Origin of the sequence: Halopseudomonas pelagia CL-AP6 (genome assembly GCF_000410875.1) — a bacterium.
GTDB lineage: Bacteria > Pseudomonadota > Gammaproteobacteria > Pseudomonadales > Pseudomonadaceae > Halopseudomonas > Halopseudomonas pelagia.
The window spans coordinates 50,957-66,492 of the sequence record NZ_AROI01000002.1; the positions used below are offsets into that span (position 1 = coordinate 50,957).

Below are 15,536 nucleotides of genomic sequence, written 5' to 3' on the forward strand. Positions count from 1 at the left end.
CCCATCATGAACTATCAATGTCACGACAGTATCCGAGCCGCGCGGCGGGCTCAAGCTCGTCAACAATCCTGTGTTAGCGGCGAGAGAAGCCGTGCGGCGTTTGCTGCACGTGGCCGGCCAACTCCAGGTCAAGCAATTCGCCCATCACCCGCTCAACCGCCAGCCCGGATTGCTGGCTGAGCCAGTCAACACTGGCGGGCTGATAGCCCAGACAACGCCACAGGGGACTGTCCGGCGCCGTCTCGCCAGCGGTTTCTGCTGCGGCCAGCGCAGCCTTCAACGGTAATTTCAGTACATCCAGTACATCCTGAACTGTCTCGACCAGGTGCGCGCCCTGGCGCAGCAACTGGTGGCAGCCTTTGGCCTGCGGATTGTGGATTGAACCGGGCATGGCAAACACCTCACGGTTCTGCTCCAGCGCCAGGCGCGCGGTGATCAGTGAACCGCTGTTGAGGCTGGCTTCGACCACCAGCGTACCCAGGCTCAAACCGCTGATAATTCTGTTTCTTTGCGGAAACTGCCCGGGCTGGGCCGACGCATCCGGCGGATGCTCCGAGACCAGCAAGCCGCCCTGTTCAAGAATCTGGCCTGCCAGTGCCTGATGCCGTCTGGGGTAACAATTGTCCAAACCCGTACCCCATACTGCGACCGTTTGGCCACCTGCATCCAAAGCGCCCTGATGACAGGCACCGTCTATGCCCAGGGCCATGCCACTAGTGACCAGCAAACCGCTGGCGGTAAAGCTGCGAGCAAAGGCCCGAGCTGTTGCGGCGCCATGCGGGCCGGGATGGCGGGTGCCGACCATGGCCAACTGCGGATCATGCAGTAGTTGGGGGTCGCCGCGCAGATACAGCAGCGGCGGCGGATCAGCAATCTCCCCGAGCAGCGCCGGATAGTCTGGCGAATCCTGGCAGAGTACCGCGCAGCCAGGCTGCTCCAGCCAACGTTGAATGCGCTCGTAGCGCGCATGCAGATCGGCGCCACCACGCTGCCAGGCCTGAATCGCTTCGATAACGCGAGGTTTGAGGCCTAGTGATTGCAAGCGCAGCAGGTCGGCCTCGAGTATGTCGGCAGGCCGGGCAACCAGCTGCAACAGACGGGTCAGGGCGCGTGCGCCAAGCCCATCCAGCAGAGACAGAACCACGAAGGCCTGTCTATCAGACAGGGGGTAGTGCATGGATCATCCTTGATCAAAGGGTGGTACCGCCTTTTTCAGGCGGCGCCGATAGACTTTAGCAGGTAGCCTTCAGGGATTACGGACCTTGTCCTTGATCGCCATCTGACGACGGGCTTCCAACACGATGCCGTAGCTCATCTTGTCGTAGGCGCGGAATACCATCATCAAACCGGCATGCTCGTCAGGGAGGCTGACCTGTTCATTCTGAACTCGGTCACGCACCACTTCGCCGGTCTTGAAAATCGACAGCACACTACCTTCCTTGAGACCGTCACGGGCACCCTTATTGATCAGCACCACATCGTACTGGCCAATCTGCGTCACGCCGTTAGGCACATCCAGGATCAGACCATCGATCTGACTGGCTGGCTCACTGGGGAAAAAGGTCGATGCCACCGCACGCTCTTCCGTGGGCAGCAGACGATCATTGACGCGAATCTCCTGGCTACTACGAGTAATATCCAGCGTGGCGATGTCGCGCTCGGTCGCCGCTACTTCACCGTGGCCCAGCTCCTGCGCGTGGATACCTAAAAACTCACCGGTTTGCGGATCGGTATAGGCCTTTTCACGCCGGTATATGCCGTATCCCGGAACACTCGGATCAATATCGCCCCGGGCATAAACGCGGCTACCCGCGCCCGCGACGACACTTTCAGCCTGACCACCGATCACATAGGGAGCCGCTTCAAGTACCGCAGCGTCGTCGATGATACGTCCAGCCCGCAGAAACGCGTTGATCGCTTCCAGCGGAATGGTTGGTATCGCCTCGGCAATCGGCTGCGAGCGCACCGTTGGAGACAGCTTGATATTGCCGCCCTGACCACGATCCACCATCAGCCTGGGCTGACCATCGATATAGACCAATGAGATCATATCGCCGGGGTAAATCAGGTGAGGGTTATTGATCTGCGGGTTGGCATGCCATATTTCTGGCCATTTCCATGGCAGATTCAGGAAGCGTCCGGCGATGTCCCACAGTGTGTCGCCCTTCACAACCTGGTACCGTTCCGGGTGACCGTCCCTAAAAACGGGCTCCTGTGCCTGCGCCCAAAAACTAATTGAGAGCAACAGAAGGCCGAGTAATGTTTTCCTCATGACATGAATCCCTTTATTATAGAGGCCAGCAACCAGGTTTGACGGAGGCTGTAGTACGTCAAATCCGTTTTATTTCCAAGCTGCTCATCATCTTAGCAGCACAAATTAGATTTATTCCACAATTGCGTCACAAACAGACATGGCCATATTAAACATTTTAGAATTTCCTGACCCGCGCTTGCGCACCATTGCCAAGCCCGTGGTGACAGTAGATGCGCGTATTCGCCAGTTGGTCGACGATATGTTCGAGACCATGTACGACGCTCCCGGCATCGGCCTGGCAGCTAGCCAGGTAAATGTGCACGAACGGGTCGTCGTAATCGACATCTCCGAAGACAACAACGAGCCTCGGGTCTTTATCAACCCGGAGCTAGAGCCTCTGACCGAGGATCTGGAAGAAATGCAGGAAGGCTGCCTGTCGGTCCCGGGTTTCTATGAAACCGTTACTCGCCCGGAACGCGTGCGGGTCAAGGCGCTGAACCGCGACGGAGAAGCCTTTGAAGAGGTGTGCGAGGGCTTGCTCGCGGTCTGTATTCAACACGAATGCGATCACCTGAATGGCAAACTCTTTGTCGACTACTTATCTAGCCTGAAACGTGACCGTATTCGCAAAAAACTGGAAAAGTTACATAAACAGCAGGCCAGCGCCTGACACGGGGTTGGTGATCGCAAGGCTTGCTTCGGCAAGCCTTTTTATTTAGCCGTATCAGGTAAAGCATGGATTCTCGAGATCTTCGTATCATTTTTGCCGGCACACCGGAATTTGCCGCAGTGCATCTGCGGGCGCTGTTAGATGCTCAGCTGCAGATAGTGGGTGTCTACAGCCAGCCAGATCGCCCTGCGGGGCGCGGGCAGAAGCTCGCCATGAGCGCAGTCAAGCAACTGGCTCTGCAGCATCAGTTGCCGGTGTTTCAACCCGAGCGGTTGCGCAGCCCCGAGGCACAAGCAGAACTGGCAGCGTTACGGCCGGATCTGCTGGTGGTGGTGGCCTATGGTCTGATTCTGCCCCAGGCCGTTCTCGACATACCCAGGTTAGGTTGTATCAACAGCCATGCGTCATTGTTGCCGCGCTGGCGGGGCGCTGCTCCGATCCAACGCGCCATCGAAGCCGGCGACCCGGAGAGCGGTGTTACGGTCATGCGTATGGAAGCGGGGCTGGATACCGGCCCCATGCTGCTGAAAGTCCATACGGAGCTCAGTCCTGCGGAGACCGGCGGCAGTCTGCATGACCGCCTGGCTCTGCTCGGCTCGCGCGTACTGGTAGAGGCCATCAGCGGCATGGCCGCCGGCACGCTACAAGGTGAGGTGCAGAACGATAGCCTGGCGACCTACGCACATAAACTCGATAAACGCGCAGCGACCATCGATTGGCAGCGTCCGGCGAGCGAACTGGATCGGCTAATACGAGCATTCAACCCTTGGCCGTTGGCCCATGCGCGCTGGCAGAATCAGCCGCTGAAGATCTGGGCCGCCGAGCCGGTCAGCGCAGAAGGTAACCCCGGGCAGGTGCTTGAGTGCAGCAAAAACGGCCTGGTAGTGGCTTGCGGCCAAAAGGCGCTGCGCCTTACCCGGCTGCAGCTCCCGGGCGGCAAGCCGTTGGCCTTTAGCGACCTGTATAACGCGCGCCGCGATCAATTTGCCGTCGGCCTGATGCTCGGTAACGGTCAATGACCCCGCGCCTGGCCGCCAGCAATGCGCTCAGCGCCGTCATGGCCGGCAAGGCCTCCCTGGGCACCAGCCTGCCAGCGCAGCTGCAGCATGTGATACCCCGCGACCAGGCGCTGGCACGTGAGCTGGCATTCGGTACCGCCCGCTGGTTCCAACGGCTCGATGGGCTGGCTAACGCACTGCTGGAAAAACCCCTGAAAGCCGCCGACCGCGATCTGCACGCGTTATTGCTGGTGGGTCTGTACCAACTGCTCTACACCCGGATTCCCGCCCACGCCGCCATCGATGAAAGTGTCAATGCGGCCAACACGCTGAAAAAACCCTGGGCCAAAGGTCTGCTAAACGCGGTGCTACGCCGAGCGCAGCGTGAGTCCGAAGAATTGCTGAATTCACTGGAGCGTGACCCGACCATCCGCCTGTCCCACCCACGCTGGCTGCAGAAACAGCTGAAAGCCGACTGGCCGGAGCACTGGGAGGCTATCTGCAACGCCAATAACCAGCACCCGCCGATGACCTTGCGCATCAATCAGCAGAAAACCACCCGTCAAGCCTATCTCCAGCAGTTACAAGAGGCAGGCATGGCAGCCCAAGCCTGCCCGTTCAGCGCTGTCGGTATCACCCTGGTCAGCGCCTGCGATGTACAGCAATTGCCCGGTTTCGCGCTAGGGCTGGTCAGCGTCCAGGACGAGGCAGCGCAGTTGGCTGCGCCGTTGCTCGAGCTCAAGGCGGGGCAGCGGGTATTGGACGCTTGCTGCGCACCCGGCGGCAAGACCTGTCAGATATTGGAGTCCGAGGCACAGCTCGGCGCTGTGTTGGGGTTGGATCTGGAGCCTGCGCGGCTGCAACGCGTGCGCGACAATCTCCAGCGCCTGGGCTTGCAGGCCGAACTGAAGGCCGCCGATGCACGGGACCTGCAGGCATGGTGGGACGGCCAGCCGTTTCAACGTATTCTGCTGGACGCACCCTGTTCGGCTACCGGCGTGATCCGCCGCCATCCCGATATAAAACTGACCCGCCAAGCCGCAGACATCGTCGCCCTGTCCAGCCTGCAAGGGCAGATCCTCGATGCCCTATGGCAAACCCTGGAGGTCGGCGGGATTCTGGTCTATGCCACCTGCTCAGTGCTGCCGGCAGAAAACACTCAGGTGATCGAAGCCTTTCTGGCACGTCAACCCGGGGCCCGCGAACTGGACATATGCGCCGCCTATGGCTTGCCCCAGGCCCACGGCCGACAACTAATGCCACAACCACAGGGCCATGATGGCTTTTATCTGGCAAAACTGATGAAAATAAGCGCCAGCAGCTCAGTGCAGGGCTACAATTCGGGGAATAAAGGGACCTCAGCAATATGAAGATCATTATTCTCGGCGCCGGCCAAGTGGGCGGCAGCTTGGCCGCCGAGCTGGCCAGCGAAGCCAACGACATTACCGTCATCGATACCGACGGCCCACGCCTGCGTGAACTCAGCGACCGCCTGGACATCCGTACCGTGGTCGGCAAAGGTTCGTTTCCGACCGTGTTACGCCAGGCCGGCGCCGATGACGCCGACATGCTGATCGCCGTCACCAGCAGTGACGAGACCAACATGATTGCCTGCCAGGTCGCTTACACGCTGTTTCGTACGCCGACCAAAATTGCGCGCATCCGTGAATCCGCTTACCTGACCCGCGGCGGACTCTTTCATAACGAAGCCGTGCCGATTGACGTATTGATCAGCCCCGAGCAGGCAGTGACCACTTACGTTAAACGCTTGATCGAGAATCCCGGCGCACTGCAGGTGCTGGATTTTGCTGAAGGTAAGGTGCAGTTGGTGGCCGTGCGGGCTTACTACGGCGGCCCGCTGGTCGGTCAGGAGCTGCGCTTTCTGCGTCAGCACATGCCCGGCGTCGATACCCGGGTGGCGGCCATTTTCCGCAAGAATCGGCCAATCATTCCCAAAGGCGATACCATCATCGAGGCCGACGATGAGGTGTTCTTCATTGCCGCTACCCACGATATCCGCGCGGTGATGAGTGAGTTGCGGCGCCTGGAGAAAAACTATAAGCGTGTTCTGATCGCCGGTGGCGGCAATATTGGCGAGCGCCTGGCAGAAGCGATCGAAAGCCGCTACAACGTGCGCATCATCGAGAAGAACAAAAGCCGGGCCGACTATCTGTCACAGAACCTGGATAAAACCATCGTGCTGCACGGCAGCGCCTCGGACAAAGAACTGTTGATCGAGGAGAATATCGAAGACGTAGATATTTTCTGCGCTCTGACCAATGATGACGAAGCCAATATCATGTCCTCAATGCTGGCCAAACGGCTCGGCGCGCGCAAGGTCATGGCACTGATCAATAACCCTGCGTATGTCGACCTGGTACAGGGCGGCGAAATCGATATTGCCATTTCACCATCCCAGGCCACCATTGGCACGCTGCTGACCCATGTGCGCCGCGGCGATATTGTTAACGTTTACTCACTCCGTCGCGGGGCAGCTGAGGCCATCGAAGCCGTCGCACACGGCGACTCGCGCTCCTCCAAGGTGGTGGGACGCAAGATTGGCGAGATCAACCTGCCGCCGGGCACCACCATCGGCGCCATCGTCCGCGGCGAGGACGTCTTGATCGCCCATGACTCGACGCTGATCGAGCCCGAAGATCACGTCATCCTGTTCGTGATCGACAAAAAACATATCCGCGACGTCGAGCGCCTATTCCAGGTCGGGCTGACGTTCTTCTAATGGCCACTCTCCCGATCAACAGCCACTAAGGACGCGCATGCAGTTCACCCAAATTCAGCGCATTCTCGGCATTTTGCTGATGCTGTTTTCCACCAGCATGCTACCGGCCGTTGCGGTTGGCTTTTTCTATGGAGAGCAGGCCCGCGAAGCCTTTATGGTGGCCTTTTTGATCACCATGGTCGCAGGCTTTCTGATCTGGTTTCCCGCCCGTCACCAGCGCAACGAGCTGCGCACCCGCGACGGTTATCTGATTGTGGTGCTGTTCTGGCTGGTCTTGGGGCTGTTCGGGGCGGTGCCTTTGTATCTGCTGGACATGCCAGATCTGAGTGTTGCCGATTCGGTGTTCGAGTCCTTTTCCGGGCTGACCACCACAGGCGCCACGGTGATCACCGGCCTGGATACCTTGCCTCGGACATTGTTGTACTACCGGCAGCAATTGCAGTGGTTCGGCGGTATGGGGATCATCGTGCTGGCGGTCGCTATCCTGCCCATGCTGGGCGTTGGCGGCATGCAGCTGTACCGCGCAGAGATGCCCGGGCCGCTCAAGGAAAACAAGCTGACACCGCGCATCGCGGAAACCGCCAAAGTACTCTGGTTTATTTACGCAGGGCTGACGGTAGCCTGCGCGCTGGCTTACTGGGCGGCTGGCATGGAGCTATTCGACGCCATAGGTCACAGCTTCTCCACCGTAGCGATTGGCGGTTTCTCCACCCATGACGCGAGTATCGGCCATTACAACAGTTCGCTGATCGAGCTGATCTGCATCCTTTTTATGCTGATTTCCGGCATCAATTTCGCCCTGCATTTTCTTGCCTGGCGCTTTCGTTCGCTGAAAAACTACTGGCAAGACCCAGAATGCCGTGCCTATATCCTGATCCTCGCCGCCTTGTTTTTAGTGTGTTGCGTGATCCTGATTCACTTCCAGTACTATGATGTCTGGACCTCCATCCGCTACGCCGCTTTCCAGACCGTTTCCATTGCCACCACCACCGGCTTTGGCGTAACCGACTTTGCTGCCTGGCCCACCGTATTGCCCTTCCTGTTGCTTTATGCGAGTTTTATTGGCGCCTGTGCCGGGTCAACCGGGGGCGGTATGAAGGTTATCCGAGTACTGTTGCTGTACAAGCAGGGCTCGCGCGAGACGAAGAAACTGCTGCATCCGCACGGTGTGTTCCCCGTGAAGCTGGGCAACAAGGCGGTGCCTGACCGGGTCGTGGAGGCGGTGTGGGGATTCTGTGCGGTGTATGTTTTTGCCTTCGCCGTACTGTTTTTGATATTGCTCGGCACCGGGCTGGATTTCGTCACGGCTTTTTCAGCGTTGGCCGCCTGTATCAATAACCTCGGGCCGGGTCTGGGCGAAGTGTCCGCGCACTACGGTGATCTTTCGTCCACAGTCAAATGGATCCTCAGCTTTGCCATGCTGCTGGGCCGGCTTGAGGTGTTCACGCTGTTGGTGCTCTTCACCCCGATGTTCTGGCGGCGCTAGCGATTAGCCGCCCGCTTCGGAGTCAGTATCCAGGAAGGCCAACCCGATGCCTTCGCCTTCGATGGCGCGCTGCACCACCATGGCCAGCACTGGTGCTTCAATAGGCATGTCCTGAACCTGGCCCTGCACTTCGGTGCCGGCTGGGAGCACCACCAGATCCGAATTTTCAACAAACACCCCGCCATCTGAAAGGTCGCGGGTGAAACCATACAAATCACCAATATCTGGATGGCTGATCTTGATACGGCAACGCATGGGTGTGCGCGGATGTTGTCGCTGATTGGACATGTTGTTTATCCCCCCTGACGCGTTCTATTGATGGCTCAATACCATTTCTTCTCGCCCGGCGGGCGCTTCTTGAAGCGTTTCATGCTCCACATATACTGACTGGGCCAGCGTCGTACGTAGCTCTCGATGGTCTTGCTCATACTGGCCACAGCAGCATCAGCGTCCTCACTGTAAAGCGACTCGGGCGCCGCTTCCACTATCACTTTGAATCCGCTGTTATCCGCCAGCCGCAGGCAGTGTAAATAGATCGCCTGGGCATCGTTGCCCTTGAGCAGATTGGGTACGAACTTACTGGTCAACGCCTGAACAGCAAAGAAGGGCACGAAGAGGCCACTTTTCAGCGCCGGCTCCGGGTCCGCCGGGATGCCCACGGCACCACCCTTGCGCACTTCGCGCATGACGCTGATGATGCCCTCGCGGGTCGAGGGGGCAACCTTATTGCCCAATTGCACCCGTTGCTTTTTAAGCAGGTCATCCACCGCTTTCTGTTTTGGTGGGCGGTAGAAAATGACCGGTGAGCACTGGGAGCAATACCAGTGATTCAACACCTCCCAGTTGCCCAGGTGGCTGGTGATGCCTACCACGCCCTTACCCTCGGCCAGCGCCGCCTGCAGGATATCCATACCCTCGACCTCTTTGATCAGCCCGACAGTCTTCTGCGGGGTCCACATCCAGGCGCAGGCGCTCTCGGCAAAGGCGCGGCCGGTATCCAGCAGTGTCTTGCCAACCAGCTCCTCGCGTTCCTGCTCGCTCAGCTCCGGCATACAGTGTGCAAGGTTGGTTCTGACCACCTCACGCGAACGGTTGGGCAGCTTCCACATCAACCAGCCCAGGGCGGCGCCACAGCGTTGTGCCACGCCGAAGGGCAGGCTGGAAAAGAGTTTTAGAAATCCGACAATGATGGCGCCCTTGAACCGCTCCACTCGCTAACTCCCTCGTATATTATTCAGCCATTGTAAAGGCAAGCACGCCGTGCGGCGAGAACGCCGCGCCGGTCCGGCGCCGTCCGGCTCATCCCGTGCTCAAACAGGGGTAGCGGAAACAGTCCGTGGTGTGATCCATGACCATGCCCGTGGCCTGCATAAAGGCATAACAGATAGTCGGGCCAACAAAGGTAAATCCGGCCTTTTTCAGCGCCTTGCTCATGGCTTCTGCTTCATCGGTCTTGGTGGGTATCTGGCTGATGCCGTTGAAGTGATTGATCAACGGCCGGCCGCCGACAAACTGCCACAGCCATTCGCCAGGATCAGTCTGCTCGCTCAGGCGCAGCCAGGCCTGGGCATTCTGCCGTGCGCCTTTGACCTTGAGCCGGTTGCGGATGATGCCGGTATCCTCCAGCAGGTCGAGCAGATCATTATCAGTCAGATTGGCCATAAACTGCGGATCAAAGCCGCGGTACACCTCGCGGTATCGATCACGCTTTTTCAGGATGGTGATCCACGACAATCCAGCCTGAAAGCCATCGAGTAACAGCTTTTCAAACAGCCGCTGGGCATCGTATTCGGGCACGCCCCACTCGGTATCGTGGTAAGCCTGATAGACCGGATCGGCGGAACACCACTGGCAACGCTGCAGGGGATAATCGGAACTGGACATTAACCCTCCGGAGACAGATCTATGTGCCATCGCATGCGCTCAGACCTGTTCAATTCGGTCTGGCTGGATGCGGATGCGACCAAGCTTCATCAGCCCGCCAATGGCTTTCTTGAAATTGCCTTTGCTGACACCAAACTCGCGGGCGATTAGTTCCGGCGGGCTCTTGTCGCTGATCATCAGCACCCCATCATGCTCCTCTAGCCGTTGCATGATCTGCTCCTGCAATACATCAGCGGCCTCGCTACCAACCGGCTGCAGACTCAGGCTGATCTTGCCATCCGGGCGGATTTCCTTGATGTAACCGACTTCCTGCATACCGCTGCGCAGAAATTTGAAGGCTTCGTTCTTGTGCACCAGGCCCCAATGTTGACCATTGATGATCGCCTTGAAGCCCAGGTCGGTCACACCCGCGATCAGCAGACTGACTTGCTCCCCGACCTTGTAACGCACTGGTAGCTTGTCCAGATGGCGATCCAGGTGCGCGGTCGCAGTGATACGTCGGGTGTGCTTATCCAGATACAGATAGACCACGCAGTAATCACCCACCTCTAGCGGACGCTTTTCCTCGGAGTGCGGCAGCAGCACATCCTTGGGTAGACCCCAGTCGAGAAACAATCCGACCCGGTTGATCTCTGCGACCTTGAGGCTGGCGAAGTCGCCGACCTGCGCTTTGGGCGTCTCGGTGGTGGCGATCAATTTATCTTCGCTGTCGAGGTAGATAAACACATTCAGCCAGTCCTCGACTTCAGTCGGCGTGTCCTTGGGAATATAGCGATTGGGTAGCAGAATCTCGCCGTCCGGTCCGCCGTCGAGGTAAAGGCCAAAGCCGGTATGCTTGACGATTTGTAGGGTGTTGTAACGCCCGATAGCGGCCATATGGGTATTCCCGAATGAAGGTAAGAGCATTGTAGCAGCCTGTCCAATGGGACAAACCAGGTAACTAGACGCAGAGCCCGATATTCATTACGTCTTCCTGTGCCTTTTGACAACTGGCAGGCCGAGATGGAGAGCAGGCGCGGGCGCCTGGCAAATTGCCCTGCCAAATCCACGCCATTCCTGTATGTCCGGGGCCGTCTGATTGTATACTGCGGCCTTTATTTTAAAGCCTAACCGGACAAATCACGTGACTCAGACCAATCCAGCCACGCAAAGCTTCCAAGGCCTGATCCTTGCCCTGCAGAGTTACTGGGCAGAGAAGGGCTGTGTGATCCTCCAGCCCTACGATATGGAAATGGGCGCTGGCACCTTTCACACGGCCACCTTCCTGCGCGCCATCGGCCCGGAAACCTGGCACGCCGCCTATGTGCAGCCTAGCCGCCGTCCCTCTGACGGCCGCTACGGCGACAACCCCAACCGCTTGCAGCACTACTACCAATTCCAAGTGGTGTTGAAACCCAATCCCGGCGATATGCAGGAGTTGTATCTGGATTCGTTGAAACATATTGGTGTGGACACCCAGGTGCATGACGTCCGCTTCGTCGAAGACAACTGGGAGTCGCCCACGCTGGGTGCCTGGGGCCTGGGCTGGGAAGTCTGGCTGAACGGTATGGAGGTCACCCAGTTCACCTACTTCCAGCAGGTCGGCGGTGTCGAGTGCTATCCGGTGACCGGCGAGATCACTTACGGGCTTGAGCGGTTGGCAATGTACCTGCAGGGCGTCGATTCGGTCTACGACCTGGTGTATTCCGACGGCCCGTTCGGCAAGGTGACCTACGGTGATGTGTTCCATCAGAACGAGGTTGAGCAATCAACCTACAACTTCGAACACGCCAACGTCGAGAAGCAACTGGAGCTGTTTGATTTCTACGAAAGCGAAGCCAACCGTCTGATGGCTGCCGAGCTGCCGCTGCCAGCCTACGAAATGGTGATCAAGGCCTCCCACGCCTTCAACCTGCTGGATGCACGCCGGGCCATTTCCGTGACTGCGCGTCAGCAATACATACTGCGTGTGCGCACCCTGTCACGCGCCATCGCCCAGAGTTATCTGCAAGCCCGCGCCAAGCTCGGTTTCCCGATGGCCACGCCCGAACTGCGTGACGAAGTACTGGCCAAACTCAAGGAGGCCGAATAATGCTGGCTCAGGATTTTCTGGTAGAACTGGGCACCGAAGAGCTGCCCCCCAAATCGCTGAAGACGCTGGCCGAAGCCTTTCTCGCCGGCGTTGAAAAAGGCCTGAATGAGGCCGGACTGGAGTTCCAGAGCGCACGCCATTACGCAGCGCCTCGGCGTCTGGCCATTCTGGTCGAGCAACTGTCGACCCAACAGCCTGACCGCACACAACAGATGGACGGCCCACCACTGCAGGCGGCCTTCGACAGCGAAGGCAAACCGACTAAGGCCGCTGAAGGCTTTGCCAAGAAGTGCGGCGTGTCAGTTGCCGAACTGGATCAGAGCGGCCCCAAGCTGCGCTATGTACAAAGCATCCCCGGACAACCTGCGGCAGATCTGCTACCGGGTATTGTCGATGCAGCGCTAGCTGCTCTGCCGATTCCCAAGCGCATGCGCTGGGCAGCGAGCAAGACCGAATTTGTGCGTCCAACCCAGTGGCTGGTGATGCTCCAGGGCGACTCGATCATCCCTGTCGAGATCCTCTCCCAGCACGCCGCGCGTACCTCTCGCGGGCACCGCTTCCATCACCCGGAAGAGATCCGCATCGGTATTCCCGCCAGCTACGCCGACGACCTGCGCAAGGGTCACGTGATTGCCGATTTCGCCGAGCGCCGCGAACTAATTCGCCAGCGCGTCGAACAGCTGGCCGCCGAGCAGCAGGGCACTGCGATCATGCCCGATGACCTGCTCGATGAAGTTACTGCACTGGTCGAGTGGCCGGTGCCGCTGGTGTGTAGCTTCGAAGAACGCTTCCTCGACGTGCCCCAGGAAGCCCTTATCTCGACCATGCAGGACAACCAGAAGTACTTCTGCCTGCTCGATGCCAATGGCAAGCTGCTGCCACGCTTTATTACCGTGGCCAATATCGAATCCAAGGACCCGGCGCAGATCATCTCCGGTAACGAGAAGGTCGTGCGCCCGCGCCTGACGGACGCCGAGTTTTTCTTCCTGCAGGACAAGAAAACCCCGCTGGAAAGCCGTAATCAGCGCCTGGCCAATGTGGTATTTCAAGCCCAACTGGGCACCGTGTTCGACAAGGCCCAACGCATTTCCAGCCTGGCCGCCTTTATCGCCGGGCAGATCGGCGGGGCACCGGACAAGGCCGCGCGTGCCGGTCTGTTGAGCAAGTGCGACCTGGCCACCGAGATGGTCGGCGAGTTTCCCGAGCTGCAAGGTATCGCCGGTTATTACTACGCCAAGCATGATGGCGAGGCCGAGGATGTCGCCCTGGCGTTAAACGAGCAATATATGCCTCGCGGTGCAGGCGCCGAACTGCCAAGCACCCTGACTGGCGCTGCGGTAGCGCTGGCGGACAAGTTGGACACTTTGGTCGGCATCTTCGGTATCGGCATGCTGCCCACCGGCAGCAAGGATCCCTACGCACTGCGCCGCGCCGCGCTCGGAGTCCTGCGGATTCTGATCGAGAAGGGCCTGGAACTGGACCTGCACGCGGCAATTCAGGTCGCAGTGCAACAGTACGGGGACCGTGTGAAGGTCGAGAATCTGGCCAATCAGGTACAGGACTTTATCTTCGACCGGCTGCGCGCCCGCTACGAGGACGAGGGTATCGACGTCGCGGTATACCAATCAGTGCGCGCCGTCTGCCCGGCCTCGCCGCTGGACTTCGACCAACGCGTACAGGCGGTGCAGCTATTCCGCCGTTTGCCTGAAGCCGAAGCCCTGGCGGCAGCAAACAAGCGGGTATCCAACATCCTGTCCAAGGCCGACAGTCCAGTCGCGGCAGAGATCACGCAGGAGCAACTGCAGGAGCCAGCCGAACAAGCGCTGGCCGACGCCATTGTCGAGGCCGAGATGGCCGTAACGCCGCTAGCTGCGCAGCGCCAGTACAGCGCCGCGCTGGAGCGATTGGCGAGCCTGCGCGAGCCGGTAGACGCATTCTTCGATCAGGTATTGGTCAACGCCGAAGATCCGGCGGTACGGGCCAATCGCTATGCGCTACTGGCGCGCCTGCGCGGGTTATTCCTGGGTGTCGCCGACATCTCGCTGTTGGGATAAAACCTTCTATTAGCTTATACGCGGAACCGGGGCCACACTGCCCGGTTCAACGCTTGCAGCTTGCAGCTGGGGTTCTATGAAACTGATCATTCTTGATCGCGATGGTGTTATCAACGAAGACTCGGATGCCTTCGTCAAAAGTCTGGAAGAATGGCTTCCGCTACCAGGCTCGATTGATGCCATCGCGCGCCTGAGCAAGGCTGGCTGGACAGTGGCGATAGCCACCAATCAGTCCGGGTTGGGGCGCGGGTATTTTACTGAAGAAACGTTGCAGACGATGCATCAGCGCTTGATCGACTTGGTCGCAGAGCAGGGCGGCAAGGTGGATCTGATCCGCTACTGCCCGCACGCACCGGACGCCGGCTGCGATTGCCGCAAACCTGCGTCCGGCTTGTTCAAGCAGATAGCCGAATACTTTGACCTATCCTTACAACAGGTCCCTACCGTTGGCGACAGCCTGCGTGACCTGGAGGCTGGGGTAGCCGTCGGCTGCCGACCCTTCCTGGTCCGCACCGGCAAGGGCGCACTAACCGAACACAAAACGCTGCCCGAGGGTACGCTGATTTTTGACAACCTGGCCGCTGTGGTCGATTACCTTCTGGAAACTGAGCCATGTCTGTGCTGATGCCCCTGCGCGTCATTCTTTTCTATCTGCTGCTGGCGGCCAGCGCTGGTATCTGGGGCTTGCTGATGCTGATCATCACGCCCTTTATACCCTCCGCTAAGCTGCGTTCAAAGTTGATTATCAGTTGCTGGAGCCGCATGGCCATATGGCTTACCAAGCACCTGGTGGGCATCGACTATGAAGTAATTGGCCGCGAGAATATTCCCGATCAGCCGGGCGTTATCCTCGCCAACCACCAGAGCACTTGGGAAACCTTTTTTCTGCAGCAGGTCTTTCAGCCGCAGACGCAATTAATCAAAAAGGAGCTGCTCTATGTGCCCTTCTTTGGCTGGGCTTTCGCGCTAGCTAAACCCATTGCCATTGATCGCAAAAATGGTCGGGACTCACTCAAGCAGTTAAGCCTGATCGGCGGCAAACGTCTGGCTGAGGGCTTCTGGATTTTGGTGTTCCCCGAGGGCACGCGCATGCTACCCGGCACCACCATCAAATTCTCCCGCGGCGGGGCTGCATTGGCCTGCGCCAACAATGCGCCGGTGGTGCCTGTGGCGCACAATGCCGGCGAGTTCTGGCCTAAGGTGGGCTGGGGCAAGCGCCCGGGCACCATCAAGGTCATGATTGGCCCGGCGCTGTACCCCAAGGGCAGCGATCCCCGTGCTATTGTAGAAATCAACAAGCAGACCGAAGCCTGGATCAATCAGGCACTGGCTTCCCAACGCGGGGAATAACCAGGCGGTTTTTTTGCATGAACCTGTGC

The 15,536-nt window shown here is 58.8% G+C and carries 15 protein-coding genes; 9 read left to right on the forward strand and 6 right to left on the reverse strand.

Going from position 1 to position 15,536, the window contains the following annotated elements:
* Positions 1-73: 73 nt before the first annotated feature.
* Together dprA and K787_RS0100420 are read right to left on the reverse strand one after the other, a co-directional pair.
* Positions 74-1,177 carry a DNA-processing protein DprA gene (gene dprA / locus K787_RS0100415; protein WP_022960797.1) on the reverse strand — a complete coding sequence of 368 codons (1,104 nt, stop codon included), beginning with the start codon at positions 1,175-1,177 and terminating at the stop codon, positions 74-76.
* Positions 1,178-1,246: 69 nt separating this feature from the next.
* A complete protein-coding gene (locus K787_RS0100420) occupies positions 1,247-2,272 on the reverse strand; it encodes a LysM peptidoglycan-binding domain-containing protein (RefSeq protein WP_022960798.1) in 1,026 nt (341 codons plus the stop codon).
* Between the two features lie 139 nt (positions 2,273-2,411).
* On the opposite strand from K787_RS0100420, the gene def reads away from it, so the two are divergent.
* From def to K787_RS0100445, 5 genes are all read left to right on the forward strand, one after another.
* Positions 2,412-2,924 (forward strand): peptide deformylase, encoded by a 513-nt coding sequence (def, locus tag K787_RS0100425; RefSeq protein WP_022960799.1) that lies wholly within the window; start codon positions 2,412-2,414, stop codon positions 2,922-2,924.
* 65 nt (positions 2,925-2,989) lie between these two features.
* Positions 2,990-3,943 (forward strand): methionyl-tRNA formyltransferase, encoded by a 954-nt coding sequence (gene fmt, locus K787_RS0100430; protein ID WP_022960800.1) that lies wholly within the window; start codon positions 2,990-2,992, stop codon positions 3,941-3,943.
* Complete coding sequence (rsmB, locus tag K787_RS0100435) at positions 3,940-5,292, forward strand: 16S rRNA (cytosine(967)-C(5))-methyltransferase RsmB (protein ID WP_022960801.1); 1,353 nt, start codon at positions 3,940-3,942, stop codon at positions 5,290-5,292. Before fmt ends, rsmB begins: the two co-directional genes overlap by 4 nt.
* Complete coding sequence (gene trkA, locus K787_RS0100440) at positions 5,289-6,662, forward strand: Trk system potassium transporter TrkA (RefSeq protein ID WP_022960802.1); 1,374 nt, start codon at positions 5,289-5,291, stop codon at positions 6,660-6,662. Before rsmB ends, trkA begins: the two co-directional genes overlap by 4 nt.
* 37 nt (positions 6,663-6,699) lie before the next feature.
* Positions 6,700-8,148: a TrkH family potassium uptake protein gene (locus K787_RS0100445; RefSeq protein WP_022960803.1), complete on the forward strand. Its 1,449-nt coding sequence runs from the start codon at positions 6,700-6,702 to the stop codon at positions 8,146-8,148.
* A gap of 3 nt (positions 8,149-8,151) precedes the next feature.
* Here the strand turns inward: K787_RS0100445 and K787_RS0100450 are convergent, their stop codons facing one another.
* The 4 genes from K787_RS0100450 to K787_RS0100465 form a co-directional block, all read right to left on the reverse strand.
* The gene (locus tag K787_RS0100450) at positions 8,152-8,436 is read right to left on the reverse strand and encodes a PilZ domain-containing protein (RefSeq protein WP_022960804.1); all 285 of its coding nucleotides are present in this window, start codon (positions 8,434-8,436) and stop codon (positions 8,152-8,154) included.
* Between the two features lie 35 nt (positions 8,437-8,471).
* Positions 8,472-9,359, reverse strand: coding sequence for a lysophospholipid acyltransferase (locus K787_RS0100455; RefSeq protein WP_022960805.1), 888 nt, complete (start codon positions 9,357-9,359; stop codon positions 8,472-8,474).
* Between the two features lie 88 nt (positions 9,360-9,447).
* Positions 9,448-10,011, reverse strand: coding sequence for a DNA-3-methyladenine glycosylase I (locus K787_RS0100460; protein WP_028614447.1), 564 nt, complete (start codon positions 10,009-10,011; stop codon positions 9,448-9,450).
* 60 nt (positions 10,012-10,071) lie between these two features.
* On the reverse strand, positions 10,072-10,908 hold the full coding sequence (locus tag K787_RS0100465) for a CvfB family protein (RefSeq protein ID WP_022960807.1): 837 nt from the start codon (positions 10,906-10,908) through the stop codon (positions 10,072-10,074).
* 247 nt (positions 10,909-11,155) lie between these two features.
* On the opposite strand from K787_RS0100465, the gene glyQ reads away from it, so the two are divergent.
* The 4 genes from glyQ (at position 11,156) to K787_RS0100485 (ending at position 15,507) form a co-directional block, all read left to right on the forward strand.
* Positions 11,156-12,103 carry a glycine--tRNA ligase subunit alpha gene (gene glyQ, locus K787_RS0100470; protein WP_022960808.1) on the forward strand — a complete coding sequence of 316 codons (948 nt, stop codon included), beginning with the start codon at positions 11,156-11,158 and terminating at the stop codon, positions 12,101-12,103.
* The gene (glyS, locus tag K787_RS0100475; protein WP_022960809.1) at positions 12,103-14,157 is read left to right on the forward strand and encodes a glycine--tRNA ligase subunit beta; all 2,055 of its coding nucleotides are present in this window, start codon (positions 12,103-12,105) and stop codon (positions 14,155-14,157) included. The genes glyQ and glyS overlap by 1 nt, the downstream gene beginning before the upstream one ends.
* Before the next feature lie 76 nt (positions 14,158-14,233).
* A complete protein-coding gene (gene gmhB / locus K787_RS0100480) occupies positions 14,234-14,782 on the forward strand; it encodes a D-glycero-beta-D-manno-heptose 1,7-bisphosphate 7-phosphatase (protein ID WP_022960810.1) in 549 nt (182 codons plus the stop codon).
* Complete coding sequence (locus K787_RS0100485) at positions 14,770-15,507, forward strand: lysophospholipid acyltransferase family protein (RefSeq protein ID WP_022960811.1); 738 nt, start codon at positions 14,770-14,772, stop codon at positions 15,505-15,507. Before gmhB ends, K787_RS0100485 begins: the two co-directional genes overlap by 13 nt.
* The last annotated feature ends 29 nt before the right edge of the window (positions 15,508-15,536 follow it).

Bases quoted from the DNA above. Each gene is read 5' to 3' on its own strand.
- dprA (WP_022960797.1), bottom strand. From the start codon at position 1,177: ATGCACTACCCCCTGTCTGATAGACAGGCCTTCGTGGTTCTGTCTCTG.
- K787_RS0100420 (WP_022960798.1), bottom strand. From the start codon at position 2,272: ATGAGGAAAACATTACTCGGCCTTCTGTTGCTCTCAATTAGTTTTTGG.
- def (WP_022960799.1), top strand. From the start codon at position 2,412: ATGGCCATATTAAACATTTTAGAATTTCCTGACCCGCGCTTGCGCACC.
- fmt (WP_022960800.1), top strand. From the start codon at position 2,990: ATGGATTCTCGAGATCTTCGTATCATTTTTGCCGGCACACCGGAATTT.
- rsmB (WP_022960801.1), top strand. From the start codon at position 3,940: ATGACCCCGCGCCTGGCCGCCAGCAATGCGCTCAGCGCCGTCATGGCC.
- trkA (WP_022960802.1), top strand. From the start codon at position 5,289: ATGAAGATCATTATTCTCGGCGCCGGCCAAGTGGGCGGCAGCTTGGCC.
- K787_RS0100445 (WP_022960803.1), top strand. From the start codon at position 6,700: ATGCAGTTCACCCAAATTCAGCGCATTCTCGGCATTTTGCTGATGCTG.
- K787_RS0100450 (WP_022960804.1), bottom strand. From the start codon at position 8,436: ATGTCCAATCAGCGACAACATCCGCGCACACCCATGCGTTGCCGTATC.
- K787_RS0100465 (WP_022960807.1), bottom strand. From the start codon at position 10,908: ATGGCCGCTATCGGGCGTTACAACACCCTACAAATCGTCAAGCATACC.
- glyS (WP_022960809.1), top strand. From the start codon at position 12,103: ATGCTGGCTCAGGATTTTCTGGTAGAACTGGGCACCGAAGAGCTGCCC.
- gmhB (WP_022960810.1), top strand. From the start codon at position 14,234: ATGAAACTGATCATTCTTGATCGCGATGGTGTTATCAACGAAGACTCG.
- K787_RS0100485 (WP_022960811.1), top strand. From the start codon at position 14,770: ATGTCTGTGCTGATGCCCCTGCGCGTCATTCTTTTCTATCTGCTGCTG.